Origin of the sequence: Flavobacterium sp. GSA192 (genome assembly GCF_006386525.1) — a bacterium.
GTDB classification, from domain to species: domain Bacteria; phylum Bacteroidota; class Bacteroidia; order Flavobacteriales; family Flavobacteriaceae; genus Flavobacterium; species Flavobacterium commune.
In genome coordinates, this window is sequence record NZ_VAHC01000002.1 from 621,498 (window position 1) to 638,416 (window position 16,919).

At 35.1% G+C, this 16,919-nt stretch carries 18 protein-coding genes; 8 read left to right on the plus strand and 10 right to left on the minus strand.

What is annotated here, in order from left to right:
• Window positions 1-13: 13 nt before the first annotated feature.
• From FDM27_RS06665 to FDM27_RS06675, 3 genes are all read left to right on the plus strand, one after another.
• Complete coding sequence (locus FDM27_RS06665) at window positions 14-1,633, plus strand: DUF4301 family protein (protein WP_140485675.1); 1,620 nt, start codon at window positions 14-16, stop codon at window positions 1,631-1,633.
• 2 nt (window positions 1,634-1,635) lie between these two features.
• The gene (gene arfB / locus FDM27_RS06670) at window positions 1,636-2,040 is read left to right on the plus strand and encodes an alternative ribosome rescue aminoacyl-tRNA hydrolase ArfB (protein WP_071184691.1); all 405 of its coding nucleotides are present in this window, start codon (window positions 1,636-1,638) and stop codon (window positions 2,038-2,040) included.
• A gap of 270 nt (window positions 2,041-2,310) precedes the next feature.
• Entirely contained in the window at window positions 2,311-4,488 is a 2,178-nt protein-coding gene (locus FDM27_RS06675) for a TonB-dependent receptor (protein WP_140485676.1), read from the plus strand.
• Between the two features lie 64 nt (window positions 4,489-4,552).
• On the opposite strand, the gene FDM27_RS06680 is transcribed toward FDM27_RS06675, so the two are convergent.
• Window positions 4,553-4,972, minus strand: a complete 420-nt coding sequence (locus FDM27_RS06680; protein WP_071184693.1) for a Rieske (2Fe-2S) protein — start codon at window positions 4,970-4,972, stop codon at window positions 4,553-4,555.
• Window positions 4,973-5,135: 163 nt separating this feature from the next.
• On the opposite strand from FDM27_RS06680, the gene greA reads away from it, so the two are divergent.
• The 3 genes from greA (at window position 5,136) to FDM27_RS06695 (ending at window position 7,368) form a co-directional block, all read left to right on the plus strand.
• Window positions 5,136-5,612: a transcription elongation factor GreA gene (gene greA, locus FDM27_RS06685; RefSeq protein WP_035656904.1), complete on the plus strand. Its 477-nt coding sequence runs from the start codon at window positions 5,136-5,138 to the stop codon at window positions 5,610-5,612.
• A gap of 24 nt (window positions 5,613-5,636) precedes the next feature.
• Window positions 5,637-6,026: an HIT family protein gene (locus FDM27_RS06690; RefSeq protein ID WP_140485677.1), complete on the plus strand. Its 390-nt coding sequence runs from the start codon at window positions 5,637-5,639 to the stop codon at window positions 6,024-6,026.
• 145 nt (window positions 6,027-6,171) lie between these two features.
• A complete protein-coding gene (locus tag FDM27_RS06695; protein WP_140485678.1) occupies window positions 6,172-7,368 on the plus strand; it encodes a transglutaminase domain-containing protein in 1,197 nt (398 codons plus the stop codon).
• Here the strand turns inward: FDM27_RS06695 and FDM27_RS06700 are convergent.
• Window positions 7,365-8,510 carry a sensor histidine kinase gene (locus FDM27_RS06700; protein ID WP_140485679.1) on the minus strand — a complete coding sequence of 382 codons (1,146 nt, stop codon included), beginning with the start codon at window positions 8,508-8,510 and terminating at the stop codon, window positions 7,365-7,367. The two genes, FDM27_RS06695 and FDM27_RS06700, sit on opposite strands and share 4 nt — an antisense overlap.
• Before the next feature lie 329 nt (window positions 8,511-8,839).
• Between FDM27_RS06700 and FDM27_RS06705 the strand changes: the two genes are divergently transcribed.
• Both FDM27_RS06705 and aat read left to right on the plus strand, forming a co-directional pair.
• Window positions 8,840-9,208, plus strand: a complete 369-nt coding sequence (locus FDM27_RS06705; protein WP_071184697.1) for a DUF3127 domain-containing protein — start codon at window positions 8,840-8,842, stop codon at window positions 9,206-9,208.
• 113 nt (window positions 9,209-9,321) lie between these two features.
• Window positions 9,322-9,957, plus strand: a complete 636-nt coding sequence (aat, locus tag FDM27_RS06710) for a leucyl/phenylalanyl-tRNA--protein transferase (RefSeq protein WP_071184698.1) — start codon at window positions 9,322-9,324, stop codon at window positions 9,955-9,957.
• On the opposite strand, the gene FDM27_RS06715 is transcribed toward aat, so the two are convergent.
• The 8 genes from FDM27_RS06715 to thiS all read right to left on the minus strand — a co-directional run bounded on the left by FDM27_RS06715 (window position 9,946) and on the right by thiS (window position 16,885).
• Entirely contained in the window at window positions 9,946-10,656 is a 711-nt protein-coding gene (locus tag FDM27_RS06715) for a HesA/MoeB/ThiF family protein (protein WP_140485680.1), read from the minus strand. The genes aat and FDM27_RS06715 overlap by 12 nt on opposite strands.
• A gap of 26 nt (window positions 10,657-10,682) precedes the next feature.
• Window positions 10,683-11,804 (minus strand): 2-iminoacetate synthase ThiH, encoded by a 1,122-nt coding sequence (gene thiH, locus FDM27_RS06720; protein WP_140485681.1) that lies wholly within the window; start codon window positions 11,802-11,804, stop codon window positions 10,683-10,685.
• Window positions 11,805-11,897: 93 nt separating this feature from the next.
• Window positions 11,898-12,668 (minus strand): thiazole synthase, encoded by a 771-nt coding sequence (locus tag FDM27_RS06725; RefSeq protein ID WP_140485682.1) that lies wholly within the window; start codon window positions 12,666-12,668, stop codon window positions 11,898-11,900.
• The gene (locus FDM27_RS06730) at window positions 12,655-13,287 is read right to left on the minus strand and encodes a thiamine phosphate synthase (protein WP_140485683.1); all 633 of its coding nucleotides are present in this window, start codon (window positions 13,285-13,287) and stop codon (window positions 12,655-12,657) included. Before FDM27_RS06730 ends, FDM27_RS06725 begins: the two co-directional genes overlap by 14 nt.
• Window positions 13,280-14,035: a hydroxymethylpyrimidine/phosphomethylpyrimidine kinase gene (locus FDM27_RS06735; RefSeq protein ID WP_140485684.1), complete on the minus strand. Its 756-nt coding sequence runs from the start codon at window positions 14,033-14,035 to the stop codon at window positions 13,280-13,282. The genes FDM27_RS06730 and FDM27_RS06735 overlap by 8 nt, the downstream gene beginning before the upstream one ends.
• On the minus strand, window positions 14,008-14,589 hold the full coding sequence (locus tag FDM27_RS06740) for a thiamine phosphate synthase (protein WP_140485685.1): 582 nt from the start codon (window positions 14,587-14,589) through the stop codon (window positions 14,008-14,010). Before FDM27_RS06740 ends, FDM27_RS06735 begins: the two co-directional genes overlap by 28 nt.
• A gap of 97 nt (window positions 14,590-14,686) precedes the next feature.
• The gene (gene thiC, locus FDM27_RS06745; protein ID WP_140485686.1) at window positions 14,687-16,510 is read right to left on the minus strand and encodes a phosphomethylpyrimidine synthase ThiC; all 1,824 of its coding nucleotides are present in this window, start codon (window positions 16,508-16,510) and stop codon (window positions 14,687-14,689) included.
• Window positions 16,511-16,678: 168 nt separating this feature from the next.
• The gene (gene thiS / locus FDM27_RS06750) at window positions 16,679-16,885 is read right to left on the minus strand and encodes a sulfur carrier protein ThiS (protein ID WP_071184706.1); all 207 of its coding nucleotides are present in this window, start codon (window positions 16,883-16,885) and stop codon (window positions 16,679-16,681) included.
• Window positions 16,886-16,919 lie beyond the last annotated feature (34 nt).

Below are 16,919 nucleotides of genomic sequence, written 5' to 3' on the forward strand. Positions count from 1 at the left end.
TTATTGCAATTACATGAGTGAAGTAAAAGATTTGGTGATAGAAAAATCGAAATCAATTGATGATTTAAATAAAATTAAAAGTATGGGATTGTCAGAACAAGATTTTGAACAAATCAAAGAGCATGGAGTTTCATTAGAAAATATCAAAAAAGAATTGGCTATTTTTAAGAAAGGAATTGCTAAGATGGAATTACTGGAACCGGCTACTGTTGGTAATGGAATATTGAGATTAACAGAAGAAGAATTTGTAGAAAATGCGAACTTTTTTGATGAACACAAATCTAATTTAAAGTTGTTGAAATTTGTACCGGCATCAGGAGCAGCCAGTAGAATGTTTAAATTTCTGACGGCTTTTCTGAATGAGTTTGATATCGAAAAAGAAACTATTAACGCCTATATCAACAGAAAAAAAGATACTAAACTGCCCGTTTTTATCGTAGGAATGGAGAAGTTGCCTTTTTTTGATGTTATTTACTCAAAATTAAAAGAGGAATTTCCCGATTTTGACACTTTGTCCCGTGATTATAAAAATTATTATTTTATAAAATTCATGTTGGATTCGAAGTATTTTGATTTTGCATCCAAGCCTAAAGGGATTTTGCCTTTTCATAAATATGTTAGCAAAATTGCTACACCTATTGAAGAACATTTGTATGAATGTGGTTATTATTCCAGTACGAACAATAAATCCTATTTGCATTTTACGGTTTCAGAGTCGCATCAGGAACAGTTCGAGCAAATTATTAATAATGTTAAGGATAAGGTTGAAAAAGAAACGCATACGAGTATTGAAGTAAGTTATTCTTATCAGGATAAAAGTACCGATACCATTGCTGTCAATATGAATGATAAAGCATTTAGAACTGAGGATGGAAAATTACTTTTCAGACCAGGAGGTCATGGTGCTTTGATTGGTAATTTGAATCGTTTAGATGCCGATATTATTTTTATCAAAAATATTGATAATGTTATTTTGCACAATAATGAAAAAATTGCCCTTTATAAAAAAGCGTTGGCCGGTGTTTTGTTAGAATTGCAACAGCAAATTTTTGCCTGTTTGAATTTGATTGACCGCTATACGGCAGAGAACAATCAAATTGAGGAGATTAAAAATTTCCTAAAAGTAAAATTGAATGTAGATATCAAGGCTGATTTTGATTTATATACTTTCGAAAATAAAATAAAATTCCTCAAAAACATCTTAGATCGTCCTATCAGAGTTTGCGGGATGGTAAAAAATGAAGGCGAGCCCGGAGGAGGTCCTTTTTGGGTGAAAAATGCAGAAAAAGAAATTTCGTTACAAATTGTAGAATCTTCGCAAGTGGATTTGAACAATAAAAAGCAGGTTAAAATTATGGCCAATGCCACTCATTTTAATCCTGTGGATTTAGTTTGTGCGACTAAAAATTATAAAAATGAAAAGTTTGATTTGCATCAGTTTGTGGATGAGAATAGCGGTTTTATAGTGGAGAAAAATTATCAGGGAAAAGATATCAAAGGTTACGAATTACCGGGTTTGTGGAACGGAGCTATGGCTAATTGGCTTACTGTTTTTGTCGAAGTGCCTTTGATTACTTTTAATCCGGTGAAAACCGTAAATGATTTGTTGAAAGAAGCCCATCAGTCGTTGTAAAAATGGAAATTCAAAAAATCATAGCCGAATTACAGTATAAAGCGGTTCGAAGCAGTGGAGCCGGAGGACAAAATGTAAATAAGGTTTCGTCAAAAGTGGTGTTGTCTTTTGATTTGAAAAATTCTCAGGCTTTGTCTGAGGAAGAAAAAGCCTTGTTGGAAACGAATCTTTCCTCAAGATTGACTGCTGATTTAGTTTTGATTCTGAATTGTGATGAAGACAGAAGTCAACTTAAAAATAAAGAAATTGTCACGAAACGTTTTTTGGAACTGATTAAAAAAGGGCTCCATGTTCCTAAAATCAGAAAGGCTACAAAAGTCCCAAAATCGGTGATTAAAAAACGAATTAAGGATAAAAAGAATTTATCTGAAATTAAGCAATCACGTAGAAAACCAAACTTAGATTAAAATTCCAATAAGAAATCGTCTAAAGACTAGTTTTTGGAATTTAGAATTTGTCCCTTGGGATTTGATTTTTTAGTGTTACCTTTGCGCCGTCTCAAAGGGGTGCTCTAAATAACGAGCTGAGATCATACCCAACGAACCTGAGCGAGTAATGTTGCTAAGGGAAAATGTGATAGATTAATAGTCTAACTATTGATTTATTTCGGTTGAACAAATCTATTTTTAATTAAACAAAAAGAATAATTCCCCCTTTTATTCGTAAAACAATTACGGATGAATACTATTTTTTCTTGCCACGACCGAGCGACAGCGAACGGACGCAGTAAAGGCGCAAAGACACAAAGCTCAAAATTTTTGATGTTTTTTTTCTTTTCTCTATTCTCTTTATTCTCCTTTTCTCAAGTTAAAGACACTACAAAAATTACCCAACTTGATGAAGTATTGGTTTCTGCCATTCGGGTTACCACAAAAACACCGGTTAGTTTTTCTAATTTAAACAAAAAAGAAATTGCTCCCCGCAATTTAGGCCAGGATATTCCGGCTTTGATGAATTACATGCCATCGGTGGTGAGTACTTCTTATGCCGGAAACGGAATTGGTTATGCCGGAATTCGCGTGCGTGGTAGCGATGCTACCCGTGTGAATATTACGGTTAATGGAATTCCTTATAATGATTCGGAAAGTCACGGAACTTTTTGGGTAAATATGCCTGATTTTGCATCTTCTGTAGAGAGCATGCAATTACAACGTGGAGTAGGAACTTCAACAAATGGATCGGGTGCTTTTGGGGCAAGTTTGAACTTATTGACTGATGCTTATTCCAAAAAGAGCAGCGGCGAAATTGCTAATTCTTTTGGGAGTTTTAATACAAGAAAGCATACTGTAAAATTTAGTTCCGGTTTAATGAACGACCATTTTGAATTGGCAGGACGTTTGTCGGCTTTAAAATCAGATGGTTATGTTGATAGAGGAAGTTCGGATTTAAAGTCGTATTTCTTGCAGGGAACTTATGTGGGCAAAACTACTTTGGTTAAAGCCTTAGTTTTTGGAGGAACTGAAAAAACATATCAAGCCTGGAACGGAATTGATGCTGCTACTTTGGGCTCAGATAGAACGTTTAATTTTGGTGGAATTTATACAGACGAATCGGGTAATACCCGTTTTTATGACAACGAAACCGATAATTACCAACAAGACCACTATCAGTTGCATTGGAATGAAAAATTGTCCTCTAACTGGAATACCAATTTGGCTTTTCATTATACGAAAGGGAAAGGCTATTATGAGAATTACAAAGAAGATGCTGATTTTTCCGATTACGGTTTAAATCCTGTAGGATCAGAGGTTACAACTGATTTAGTGCGTCAAAAATGGTTGGATAATGATTTTTACGGGACTACTTTTTCGGCAAATTATAAAAATGAAACGCTTGATGTTATTTTAGGCGGAGGCTGGAATAAATATGAAGGCGATCATTTTGGAAAGGTAATTTGGGCACGATTTGCTTCTCAAAGTGAATTAGGAGATCGCTATTATGACGACTTTGCTTCAAAAACGGATGGAAATGTTTTTGCAAAAATCAATTATCAAATTGGATCTTTTGTTAATGTTTATGTTGATGCACAGCTGAGAAATGTGCACTATCAAGCTAATAGTGCAGAAACAGGATTGGTAAATGATAATTTCAATTTCTTTAATCCTAAAGCGGGTTTTAATTTTACGCTAAGTAATAAAAATGCTGTTTACGTTTCATATGCCAGAGCTAATCGTGAGCCTAACAGAACGGATTATGAAGGGGGAAATGTGAAACCGGAAAGAATGGATGATTTTGAATTGGGTTGGCGATTTGTGGCTCCAAAAACACAGATAAATATCAATGGTTATTACATGAAATACAAAGACCAGTTGGTTTTAACAGGTGAATTGGATGATGTAGGAAATCCGGTTCGAACTAATGTTGGGAAAAGTTATCGCTTAGGAATAGAGGTTGATGCCAGTTTTCAATTAGATAAAAAATGGGCAATCCGACCTAATTTTACCTTGAGTGACAATAAAAATATTGATTTTGTACTGGATAGCGGAAGCGGTACAGCTAATTTGGGAAATACTAATATTGCTTTTTCTCCTAAATTAATTGCGGCTAACAGTCTTTTGTTTTCTCCTGTAGCAAATTTGCAGCTGAACCTGTTGTCTAAATTTGTGGGAAGTCAATATTTGAACAATATCAATGACGGACAAGGAAAATTAAATGATTATTTTGTAAACGATTTTAATGCTACTTATACTATTTTTCCTAAAAGTGTTTTTAAGTCAATTACAATAAGTGTATTGGCAAATAATATTGCAAATAGACATTATGTTTCGGATGGAGCTGATTATGGTGGAGGCTATGTTTATTATTATCCACAAGCCGGAGCTAATTTCTTAGCGGGATTAACATTGAAGTTTTAATTTGTAGTTTTTTATATTTAAAAAAGCCTGAAAATTTATTTTAAAATTTTCAGGCTTTTTGATTTTAATTATATACTCTAAGGATGTTTCCGTTTAGTTCTGCACGATATTGTTTTAAGGGATATTTTAATTTTCCCTGACCTGTAAATAAGCTGTATTCTTCATCATCACAAGGGCAAACTAAGTTGATGCCATCGCGTGTTAAGGTTGAACAATTGCTCAGAGCCTGATTTGGGCAGGCGGCATCAAAAGCATTGTAGCCGGCTCCAGTATTGAAAACATAAATTCCTCTTGGTCCTACTTCGGGACCGGCATAATAAATAGCATTACTTACATAGTTAAGATTCGAATATTGAGGTAAACTCAGGTTGAATGCTACCGAAAAATTATAGTTGGGTATATAGGGATTGTTATTATTAAAGCCATTATCTGAACAGGAAAAAAACAAAAGACTAATCAGTAAAAGTGGTATGATTTTTTTCATGTTTTTAATTTTGTAAAAGTATTAGTGAAACAAATTTAATTTATTTACATTTGAAATATCATATGGTTAACATATAATTATAGACTAAAAAAAAATATATTATCTTTGTGGAAAGAAATCCCGTTGCGATGGGATTTTTTCTATTTTATAAAATGATGAAGTTATGAGTACAGTATCTTATTACACAGCAGAAGGACTTAAAAAATTAAGAGAAGAATTAGATTATTTAAAAACGGTGATGCGTCCTAAAGCATCTCAAGATATAGCCGATGCAAGAGATAAAGGAGATTTATCTGAAAATGCAGAATACGATGCTGCTAAAGAAGCACAAGGAATGTTGGAAATGAAAATCGCCAAATTGGAAGAAATTCATGCTAATGCCCGTTTAATTGACGAGTCAAATCTTGATTTGTCTAAGGTTTTGGTTTTATCAAGCGTGAAAATAAAAAATCAGGCTAATGGTATGGAAATGAAATATACCTTGGTTGCTGAAAGTGAAGCCGATTTAAAAACCGGGAAAATATCTGTTACATCCCCAATCGGGAAAGGATTATTAGGAAAATCAATAGGTGAAGTAGCCGAAATTAAAGTCCCTAACGGTGTTTTGAAATTTGAAATTCTGGAAATCACAAGAGAGTAAATTTCACCATTAAAAAGTATAAATATGAGCTCTATATTCACCAAAATAGTAAACGGAGATATTCCATGTTATAAAATTGCTGAAGATGATAATTATTTCGCTTTTTTAGATATTAATCCAAATGCTAAAGGACACACCTTGTGTATTCCAAAAGTAGAAGTCGATAAGATTTTTGATTTGGACGAAGACGTTTATTTAGGATTAATGCAGTTTTCGAGAAAGGTGGCTGTTGCCTTAGAAAAAACTATTCCGTGTAACCGAATTGCAATTTCGGTTATAGGTATTGAAGTGCCGCATGCTCATGTACATTTGATTCCATTAAATACAATGGAGGATATACGTTTTCAGAAAAAAGTAGCTTTAAGCAAAGAAGAATTTGAAAAACTGGCTCAGGGAATTAGGGCTAACTTGTAGTTTTTTACAATATACAATTTATAAAAATCGTTTAGAGAGTAATTTCTAAACGATTTTTTTTGTTTAAAAAAAATGAGATTGACGTATCTTGTAGAATTAATCTTATTTTATATATTTGATGTAGTTTAGTACTTTTTAAATTTTTATGAGATACACTTTTTTGATATTAGCCTGTTTTTGTTCTTTTTCTGTTTTGGCACAAAAGAAACAGAAAATCCAGAAAAATTACGATTTAATTGATGACAGAATGGATAAAATGCCGCTTGGTTTCAATCAGTCTATGGATAGTATTAGTTCTTATATCAAAAGCAATTTTCAAACAGAAAATGATAAAATTCGTGCGGTTTATTATTGGGTTGCTAAAACAATTAGTTATGATGTTGATAATATGTTCGAAGTAAAATTTGATGAAAAATTACAAGATCGAATTGAAAGGACATTTAATGATAAAAAAGGAGTTTGTTTTGATTATGCCAGTATTTTTAATCAATTGGCTAATTCAGTTGGAGTAAAATCAATGGTGATTACAGGATATACAAAGTGGAATAAAGTAAAAGTAGATAATTTATCTCATGCCTGGAATGCTGCCCGAATTGATAATAAATGGTATTTGTTTGACCCAACATGGGGTTCTGGATATGTTATTAATGGAATATTTACCAGAAGACTTGATGACAAACACTTTAAGGTAGATCCTGAGCTAATGATAAATACACACATGCCATTTGACTATTTATGGCAGTTGCGGGATTATCCAATAACTAATCAGGAATTTACTGAAGGAGTTTATGCCGGAGATAATGCAAAGCAAAAGTTTGATTTTGCCAATGAAATAATAAGATTCGAAAAATTGCCCAGGATAGAACAATTAAAGGGAGTTGCTGACCGAATCGAAAAGGGAGGGATGAGAAATCAGCATATTTCTCAGGCTTTTGTCCATGCAAAAACAGCTTGGCGAAACGAAAGCGAACGTGAAAAAGGAAATAAATTTACCGAAATTGTAAATCAATTTAATAGAGCTAATAAGCAGTTAAACGATTTTATCAATTATAGGAATAAGCAATTTCAGCCGATAGTTTCCGATGAAGAAATAAAAAGAAAGATTGAAGAGCCGAGAGATAATTTAATGAAATGTCAGGAGACTCTTTTGGATTTTGAAAAAAATGCAAATAATCTCAATAAAAGCAGTATTGATGATTTAAAACAGGCAATATCCAAAAGACTGGAGAATTCAGAAGAACATTTGAAATTTGTTAACTCATATCTTACTAAGCCTGCCTTAGTTAGAAAAACAATGTTTTATACAGTCGTTAAGAGACCTGTATCCAGGGTTATAAATTAGATTTTGTTGTATTTGACCTGCATGGTGGTTCCTTTACCAATTTCAGAATGTAAAACTTTGATGTTTCCTTTGTGGTATTCTTTTACGATTCGTTTGGTTAAAGAAAGTCCTAATCCCCAGCCTCTTTTTTTAGTGGTAAATCCCGGTTCGAAAATGGTATTGAATTGATTTTTAGGGATTCCGCTGCCGGTATCAGTAACATTAATTCTTACATACAGTGGTTCTTCTTCTATGGAAACGGCAATTTTTCCTTTTCCTTTCATCGCATCGATGGCGTTTTTTATTAAATTTTCTATAGTCCAGCTGTGCAAAGTAGGATTGAGCATGGTGTAGATTTCGGATTTCGGACTTTCAAAAGAAAATTCAATTTGCTTAGAAAATCGGGATTGTAGGTAGTTGTAGGTTTTTAAAGTTTCTTCTATAATGTTGCTTTTTTCTAGAACAGGTTCGGAGCCTATTTTTGAAAAACGATCGGTAATGGTTTGCAATCGATCAACATCTTTTTCGATTTCGATTGTGGTTGTGGGGTCAATATTCTCTGTTTTTAAGATTTCGACCCAGCCTATTAAAGACGAAAGTGGTGTGCCTATCTGATGGGCAGTTTCTTTTGCCATTCCCGCCCAAAGTTTGTTTTGAGTGGCAATTTTAGTACTGCGATAAAAATAATACATCAGAGCTGAGAATAAGAAAATAATCAGCAATAAGGCGATAGGGTAATATTTTAGTTTGTTTAGTAAAGCCGAGTTTCCATAATACCATTTCTGGTATTTGTTAGGCGCATATTCAATGATAATTGGGTCATTTTCTTTCTTTAATTGGGATAAAAAATCCATAGCTTTCGATTTATTTTTTACTATGGCTTCGTCAATGTTAATGGTGTTGATAATGCTGTCATTTTCGGTAAGAATGACAGGAATAGAAGTGTTATTTTTAAAAATTTGAAGCGGAAGTTCCACATCGGTATTTTCATCGGCGTTGATGAGTGTTTTTTGGGCTTTGGCCAAAAGATTCATCTTGAGACGTTCTTCATTTTTAAAAATCTGAAAAAAAGTATAGGTATTCCATAGGATCAAGGAAATGATAAGAAATGAAGTAAAAATAAGTATCCATCTTCCGGTACTTCTTTTGTCAGAAAATTGCATGCGCTATATTTTGAACCATAAATATAACGAAATATACGTATTATTGTTTTAGTTCGCTTTAAAGTTTTTATGTGGTTTCTTCTTAAGAAAATATTATAAGTAAAGCCGAAATCTCATTGCTTGACAAGGAATTAAAAATTAAAATTAAAATTGTAAAACAAACATTGTGGTCAGATAGAAGAAGTTATTATATTTGTATATCAAATGTTTTTCTATTGTGTTTTTGCATTCAATTGATTTTGAACTTGTAAAATTCGAATGGGAAGCTTGTTTTCTGGTTTAGGAATGCTTTTGAAAAATAATATTATATAACAGTTAAAATAACGAAGATGGAAGTTACAGGGAAAATTAAAGTTGTTAATCCAGAGCAACAAGTTAGTGCATCATTTAGAAAAAGAGAAGTAGTTGTAACTACAGAGGAGCAATATCCTCAACATATAATGATTGAGTTTACACAAGATAAATGTGATTTGTTGAACAATTACAATATTGGTGAAGCAGTAAAAGTATCTATCAATTTAAGAGGTAGAGAATGGGTAAATCCACAAGGAGAAACAAGATATTTTAACAGTATCCAAGGTTGGAGAATCGAAAAAATGGCTGCAGAAGCTCCTGCTGCTGCGCCAATGCCTGCTGCTCCTGCATTTGCACCAGCTACCAACTTAAACGAAGACGAACCGGACGATTTGCCGTTCTAAGAATTAAAAAAGTCAGAAGTCCCGATAGCTATCGGGAGAAGTCAGAAGTTTGAGTTTACTTGAATTTCTGACTTTTTTGTTTTGCCATTGCCATTGATTTTTGAAATTTAAGCATGTATTATTTATCTCAAGACTTATTTTTTCCGCCTGTTCATTTAGCCCATTCCTCTGGAATTATAGGCTTAGGTGGCGATTTGTCTCCTGAGAGATTGCAATTGGCTTATCATAGCGGAATTTTTCCTTGGTTTGAAGATGGGGAACCTATTACCTGGTGGTCGCCAAATCCCAGAATGGTTTTGTTTCTGGATGAATTGGTAGTTTCTAAAAGCATGCGTAATATCCTGAACAGGAAAATGTTCAAAGTGACTTTCAATCAGAATTTCAGGGATGTGATTTCTAATTGTCAAAACATAAAACGAGAGGGTCAAAACGGAACCTGGATTACTAATGACATGATTGAAGCCTATTGTAAACTCAATGAATTAGGAATAGCCAAATCGGTTGAGGTTTGGCAGAATGATGAACTCGTTGGTGGTTTATATGGAGTCGATTTGGGACACATTTTTTGTGGAGAAAGTATGTTTTCTTCGGTTTCCAATGCTTCTAAAGTAGCTTTTATAGCCTTAGTTGAGAAACTTAAAAATGAGAATTACAAACTCCTCGATTGTCAGGTTTATAATTCTCATCTTGAAAGTTTAGGCTGTCGCGAAATTGAACGCGATGAGTTTATGACAATTTTAAAAAGTTAATTTAGTAAAACTCCAATCCAGGGTTTTATATAAGACCAATTCATTTTTTAAACCCGGTAAACCGATAATTAATTTCAAGGTTTCGTGTGCCATCATGGTGCCAATCATCCCCGGTAAAGTACCTAAAACGCCATTAAAACTACAATTAGGTACATCTTTAGGATTAGGCGGTTCAGGAAATAAATCACGTAGATTTTTGCTTCCCTGATGATTAAAAACAGCTAACTGACCTTCGAAACCTAAAATACTGCCATAAACCAAAGGTTTTCCTAAAGTTACGCAAGTATCATTCACTAAATAGCGGGTACTAAAATTATCAGAACCATCGACTACGATATCAAATTCGGCAATAATTCTGGAAGCATTTTCAGCGGTTAGTTTTTCTTCGAAAGCCGAAACTGTAATTAACGGATTTAGTTTTTCGATAGTCGCTTTTGCTGTATTGGCTTTGCTTAATCCTAGTTGCTCTTCGGTATATAAAATTTGACGGTGAAGATTATGAATTTCGATAGTGTCAAAATCTACAATGCCAATGGTTCCAACACCTGCAGGAGCCAGATATTGTAAAATAGGACAGCCTAAACCGCCGGCACCAATAACAAGTACTTTGGCACTTTTTAATTTTTCTTGTCCTTCTTCTCCAATTTCAGGTAAAATTACCTGTCGATTGTATCTTAAAAAATCTTGTATTACGCTCATTACATCTGCAATCTAAAATCGTTGATCTAAAATTTAAAATCAAAAGTTCTGTCCCAATCTTTCCAAACAGGTTCGTATCCTCTTTCGGTAATAATTCTTGCAATTTCTGCTACTGAACGTTCATCACTAATTTCAAATTGCTCTAATGATTGTGGGTCAACCACATAACCTCCTGGATTAGTTTTAGAACCGGCACTCATACTGGTAGTTCCAATCGGAATAATGTTATTTCTGAATTTTTCATTCTCGCGGGTAGAAATTGAAATTTCCACATCTTCATTCCACAAACGGTAAGCACAAATTAGTTGGGTTAAATCCTTATCGTCCATGATAAAATTGGGTTCGATAATTCCTTCGGCGGGGCGTAGCCTTGGAAACGAAACTGCGTATTTGGTTCTCCAATAAGTCTTTTGCAAATAATCCAAATGCAAGGCATTAAAGAAACTGTCAGTGCGCCAATCTTCTAAACCTAATAAAACGCCCAATCCAATTTTGTGAATACCCGATTTCCCAATTCGGTCAGGAGTGTCAAGACGGAAATCAAAATTTGATTTCTTGCCTTTGGTATGGTATTTTTTATAGACTTCCTGATGGTAGGTTTCCTGATACACTAAAACCGAATAGACTCCTGCTTCATGCAATCGCTCGTATTCTTCCTGTGAAAGTGGTTGTACTTCGACAGAAATAATAGAGAATTGTTCTCTTATTTGTTCAATTGCATTCAGGAAGTAATTGATGTTTACGGTGTAATTGGCTTCGCCGGTAACCAATAAAACATGATCAAATCCTGCTTTTTTCAAGGCTTCGGCTTCGATTTTTATTTCCGAATCCGTGAGGGTTTTTCGTTTGATTTTGTTATCCAGACTAAAACCACAATAGGTGCAAATGTTTTGGCATTCATTACTTAGATACAACGGAGCATACATCTGAATCGTTTTACCAAATCTTTTTTTAGTCAATTCATGACTTAATTGCGCCATTTGTTCCAAATACGGCTGAGCAGCAGGAGAAATTAAAGTCAAAAAATCATCAAGATTTCTTTTTGATTTCGACAATGATTGTTCTACTTGCCTGGCTGTAGTAGTATAAATTTTGGATTGAATTTCGTTCCAGTTGTATTGTTCAAAAACCGATTTAAATGTTGTCATAGTTTTTAACCGCAAAGGGCACAAAGATTTACGCAAAGTTCACTAAGCTTTGCGTTCTTGGCGCTTTGCTTTGCGAACTTTGCGGTTGAAAAATTATTCATATAAAAACGACGTCAATGGACTTGATGCTATTGCATGCGAGTATTGCTGTCCCAGTTTGGCTTCGTAGGCTTTTCTTCCTGCAATTACAGCTTCTTTGAATGCTTCAGCCATCATTTTTGGATTTCCGGCTACTGCAATTGCGGTGTTTACTAAAACGGCATCGGCACCCAGTTCCATAGCTTTGGCAGCATCTGATGGTGCTCCAATTCCCGCATCAATAATCACAGGAACCTTAGATTGTTCGATGATAATTTCCAGGAAATCGATAGTTTTTAGTCCTTTGTTGCTTCCTATTGGTGATCCCAAAGGCATTACAGCTGCTGTTCCGGCATCTTCTAATCTTTTACATAAAACAGGATCGGCATGGATGTATGGCAAAACGACAAAACCTAATTTAGCCAATTCTTCGGTGGCTTTTAGAGTTTCAATTGGATCGGGTAGCAGGTATTTTGGATCGGGATGGATTTCTAGTTTCAACCAATTTGTCTCTAGTGCTTCTCTTGCTAATTGTGCTGCAAAAACAGCTTCTTTTGCATTTCGGGCACCCGAAGTATTAGGTAATAAATTAATATGCGGATGTTTCAAATGCGATAAAATAGCATCGGTTTCTGTTTCTAAGTCAACGCGCTTTAGGGCAACGGTTACTAATTCGCTGCCCGAAGCTAAAATAGCTTCTTCCATTTGTATATTCGAACCAAATTTTCCTGTTCCTAAAAACAGCCGGGATTCGAAACTTTTGTCTCCTATATTAAATGGTAACATATAATTTTTCTTTAAGTTGGTTAATTAATTCTGATGGATTGTCACTATTTGTAATTAAACCCGAAACAGCAATTCCCTGAATTCCTGTTTCCATCAGATCATCTATATTTTCTAATGTGATGCCTCCAATAGCGTAAATCGGAATTTCGAAGGCATTAGTATTTAAAATTTCTATAATCGAACGATAACCTTGTAAACCTAAAATAGGGCTCAAATTTGTCTTGGTTTCGGTATATTGAAAAGGACCAAGTCCAATGTAATCACAGTTTTCTTTTATTCTTAGAAGTACGTCATGGATAGTGTTAGCCGTTCCTCCAATGATTTTGTTTTCGCCTAAAATAGCTCTGGCTTCTTCAATTTTCATGTCGGTTAAGCCTAAATGAACGCCGTCAGCATTGATTTCTTTGGCTAATTCTACATTGTCATTAATGATGAAAACAGCATTGTGAACATCGCATAATTCTTTAGTATATACGGCTAGTGCATAAAGTTCTATTTTACTGCTGTTTTTAAAACGAAGTTGAATCCAATTACAACCATTTTCCAGAGCTTTTCGGATGTTTTGTAATTGTTCTTCGCTGGTGTTTCCTTGCGAGATGTATTGTAATTTGCTATACATAATGATATCCTATTAAGGTGGGATTAGATTTTAAGTAACTTTCGATATAATTTTTAGCATTGCTGCAAGCTTTTTTCAAATCCTGTTCTAAAGCCAGATTTGCTATTATTGCTGCCGATAATACACAACCGGAACCGTGTTTTTCTGAAAGTTTTGTTTCTGTTGGCAAAAGTTTTACAACTTCATTTTTGGTATACAGATTATCTGTGCCAATTTCCTCCAACCGATGTCCTCCTTTAAGGAAAACAGCAGTGTGTTCAGAAAGTTTTTTGGCAATTAAACCAGCTTCTGATTCATTTGGATCCAACTGCAAAATTTCGTTGTAATTAGGCGTAATCAAATCAATCTGATTGAGTGTTTCAATTAAAACAGCTTGATTTTGGATGTTTAAAAAACTGAAATCGGTTGTTGATTTTAACACTGTATCCCAAACTATTTTGGTTTTTGGCGAAAGCCTTTTTATGGTAAAAACAATTTCTTTCAAATAGTCTAATGAAGGAACAATCCCGATTTTTACTGCTTTTACAGGGTATTTTTGGAATAATACTTCAATACTTCTCAAAACAAAATCAAGTGCCGTCCATTGCATTTCCAAAAAATCACTCTCGGTTTGAATGGTGTTGCCTGTATTGATGGCAAATCCATAAACCTGATGTTGTTCGAATGTTTTAATATCAGCCAAAACTCCTGCGCCGGCTGATGGATCAAAACCAGCTATACTTAAAACGAAAGGACGATTTGTTGACATGATTCAAAATTTTTAATTGGATTTTCCGTGTTCCAAATGTTTCCTAAAAGAGCAACATCATCAAAGCCTCTTTCTAGAGTTTGCTTAATATTTGCTGCCGAAATTCCTCCCAAAGCCACTGTTTTTGTGCTGAAATTGGTTCTGTTTTTAATTTCTTCGAATAAATTTGTTTTTGGGACATAGTTTTCTTTTGAAATAGAAGGAAAAACAGGACTCAAAAAAGCATAATCAAAATCATCAGACAACACATTAAATTCTTCGATAGAATGTGTCGAAGTAGATACTGTAAAGCCTTCAGATTTTTGAAAGCTGTCAGGTCTACTCGTTGAAGGAAAATGAATCCGGATAACTCCTAAATCTTCCGCCAATTGATGATGACTGTGTAAAACGAGTTTTTCTTTATAATCCAATCCTATTTCTAAAACAAAAGCTTTTATTTCCTGCTCTGAAAAATCAGGTTTTCGAACATGAAACAATTCCAATCCACGCTCGAAAAGAGCATGGATGGTATTGATTTCATTAGCTATCGCTGTTGGATTGGAGATGACAATCATTTTAAGTTAGAAGTTAGAAGTTGGGAGCTGGGAGTTGGGAGTGGGAAGTTAGAAGTAAAGTTGTACTTCCTGCTTCCCGCTTCAGACTCCCTGCTTTTTAAATATAAATTTCTTTTCCTTGCTCAATAAATTCTTCTGATTTCTCCTGCATTCCTTTTTTAGCTTCTTCAACATCACGGATTTCCTGTGATATTTTCATAGAGCAGAATTTAGGTCCACACATAGAACAGAAATGCGCTACTTTAGCTCCGTCAGCTGGCAAGGTTTCATCGTGGAATTCTCTTGCTGTATCAGGATCAAGTGCTAAGTTAAATTGATCTTCCCAACGGAATTCAAAACGGGCTTTACTCAACGCATTGTCTCGGTATTGTGCTCCCGGATGTCCTTTAGCCAAGTCGGCAGCGTGAGCCGCAATTTTATAGGTGATAACACCGTCTTTTACGTCTTTTTTGTTTGGTAAGCCAAGGTGTTCTTTTGGAGTAACATAGCACAACATCGCACAGCCATACCAGCCAATCATTGCTGCACCAATGGCAGAAGTGATGTGGTCATAACCAGGAGCAATATCAGTAGTTAATGGTCCTAGCGTGTAAAATGGCGCTTCAGAACAGTGTTCTAATTGTTTGTCCATATTCTCTTTAATCATGTGCATTGGTACGTGACCAGGTCCTTCGATAAATACCTGAACATCGTGTTTCCAGGCAATTTTTGTCAGTTCGCCTAAGGTTTCCAATTCAGCAAATTGTGCGGCATCATTCGCATCGGCAATAGAACCCGGACGCAAACCATCTCCAAGAGAGAAAGCCACATCATATTGTTTCATGATTTCGCAAATTTCTTCAAAATGCGTGTACAAGAAGTTTTCTTTGTGATGAAACAAACACCATTTAGCCATAATCGAACCTCCACGAGATACAATTCCCGTTACACGATTAGCTGTTAAATGAATATATCTTAACAGTACTCCTGCGTGAATAGTGAAATAAGAGACTCCTTGTTCAGCCTGTTCGATCAATGTATCACGGAAAATTTCCCAAGTTAAATCTTCGGCAATACCGTTTACTTTTTCCAAAGCCTGGTAAATTGGCACCGTCCCAATTGGCACCGGAGAGTTACGGATAATCCATTCTCTGGTTTCGTGGATGTTTTTTCCAGTTGATAAATCCATAATGGTATCAGCTCCCCAACGGCAAGCCCAAACCGCTTTTTCTACTTCTTCTTCGATAGACGAAGTAACGGCACTGTTTCCGATATTAGCATTGATTTTTACCAGGAAGTTACGTCCCACAATCATCGGCTCACTTTCAGGGTGGTTGATGTTGTTAGGGATGATGGCACGTCCTGCTGCAATTTCAGAGCGTACAAATTCAGGAGTGATTTTGCTTTTTGGAGTATTGGCTCCAAAACTATGTCCTGCATGTTGGCATTGCATTGCTTTTTGTGCCGTTTCTAATTGCTCGATGCGTTGGTTTTCACGAATGGCAATGTATTCCATTTCTGGAGTGATAATTCCTTTTTTAGCATAATGCAATTGCGAAACATTCGCTCCTTTTTTAGCACGCATCGGTTTGTGTAAATACTCAAAACGAAGGTGATTTAGTTTTTCATCATTCAAACGTTCTTTACCGTAATTAGAAGTAATTTCGGTTAATTCTTCCACGTCATTACGATCCAGAATCCATTGCTCACGGATGCGAGGTAATCCTTTGCGAACATCAATTTCGATATTTGGATCGGTATAAGGACCTGAAGTATCATAAACTGTTACCGGAGTATTTTTCTCCACACCACCTTTAGAAAGTTTAGTGTCGGATAATTTGATTTCGCGCATAGCCACTTTTATCGGGTGGATTTCACCATCTATGTACACTTTGGTTGAATTCGGGAAGGGTTGTCTGGAAATTTGTTCTTCGTTTGTCATATTTTTAATCTTAATGTTATAAAGTCTATTTTGTTATGGTCAATGGCACACGGATAAGGCGGATTCGCTAAAGCGAAGACACAGATTGATACGGGTTTTTAGTTCCTGAGTTGGAATTTATCCAGCTTTAGGACTGAAAACCGACTACTGCAGTCTGCAAACTGAATATTATCCTCCCTGTGTAGCTGAAATAATTAAAATATCGTCAGTTTCGGATAAGTGGTGACTGTCCCAATTGGATTTTGGAATTACGTTACTGTTTACGGCTACAGCAATGCCATTTTGTTTTTGGGGAATTTCAATATCGAGCAAGGCTTGAATGCTTAGCGCATCTGCTTGAAATTGTTTGATTTGGTTGTTGATTTTGAGTTCCATTCCTTTTAAATTTAGTATGAGTACTACTTTAGGA

Bases quoted from the DNA above. Each gene is read 5' to 3' on its own strand.
- arfB (WP_071184691.1), top strand. From the start codon at position 1,636: ATGGAAATTCAAAAAATCATAGCCGAATTACAGTATAAAGCGGTTCGA.
- FDM27_RS06665 (WP_140485675.1), top strand. From the start codon at position 14: ATGAGTGAAGTAAAAGATTTGGTGATAGAAAAATCGAAATCAATTGAT.
- aat (WP_071184698.1), top strand. From the start codon at position 9,322: ATGTATTATTTATCTCAAGACTTATTTTTTCCGCCTGTTCATTTAGCC.
- FDM27_RS06725 (WP_140485682.1), bottom strand. From the start codon at position 12,668: ATGTTACCATTTAATATAGGAGACAAAAGTTTCGAATCCCGGCTGTTT.
- FDM27_RS06715 (WP_140485680.1), bottom strand. From the start codon at position 10,656: ATGAGCGTAATACAAGATTTTTTAAGATACAATCGACAGGTAATTTTA.
- FDM27_RS06740 (WP_140485685.1), bottom strand. From the start codon at position 14,589: ATGATTGTCATCTCCAATCCAACAGCGATAGCTAATGAAATCAATACC.
- FDM27_RS06695 (WP_140485678.1), top strand. From the start codon at position 6,172: ATGAGATACACTTTTTTGATATTAGCCTGTTTTTGTTCTTTTTCTGTT.
- FDM27_RS06705 (WP_071184697.1), top strand. From the start codon at position 8,840: ATGGAAGTTACAGGGAAAATTAAAGTTGTTAATCCAGAGCAACAAGTT.
- thiS (WP_071184706.1), bottom strand. From the start codon at position 16,885: ATGGAACTCAAAATCAACAACCAAATCAAACAATTTCAAGCAGATGCG.
- thiH (WP_140485681.1), bottom strand. From the start codon at position 11,804: ATGACAACATTTAAATCGGTTTTTGAACAATACAACTGGAACGAAATT.
- FDM27_RS06680 (WP_071184693.1), bottom strand. From the start codon at position 4,972: ATGAAAAAAATCATACCACTTTTACTGATTAGTCTTTTGTTTTTTTCC.
- FDM27_RS06700 (WP_140485679.1), bottom strand. From the start codon at position 8,510: ATGCAATTTTCTGACAAAAGAAGTACCGGAAGATGGATACTTATTTTT.
- FDM27_RS06675 (WP_140485676.1), top strand. From the start codon at position 2,311: ATGAATACTATTTTTTCTTGCCACGACCGAGCGACAGCGAACGGACGC.
- greA (WP_035656904.1), top strand. From the start codon at position 5,136: ATGAGTACAGTATCTTATTACACAGCAGAAGGACTTAAAAAATTAAGA.
- FDM27_RS06735 (WP_140485684.1), bottom strand. From the start codon at position 14,035: ATGTCAACAAATCGTCCTTTCGTTTTAAGTATAGCTGGTTTTGATCCA.
- FDM27_RS06690 (WP_140485677.1), top strand. From the start codon at position 5,637: ATGAGCTCTATATTCACCAAAATAGTAAACGGAGATATTCCATGTTAT.
- thiC (WP_140485686.1), bottom strand. From the start codon at position 16,510: ATGACAAACGAAGAACAAATTTCCAGACAACCCTTCCCGAATTCAACC.
- FDM27_RS06730 (WP_140485683.1), bottom strand. From the start codon at position 13,287: ATGTATAGCAAATTACAATACATCTCGCAAGGAAACACCAGCGAAGAA.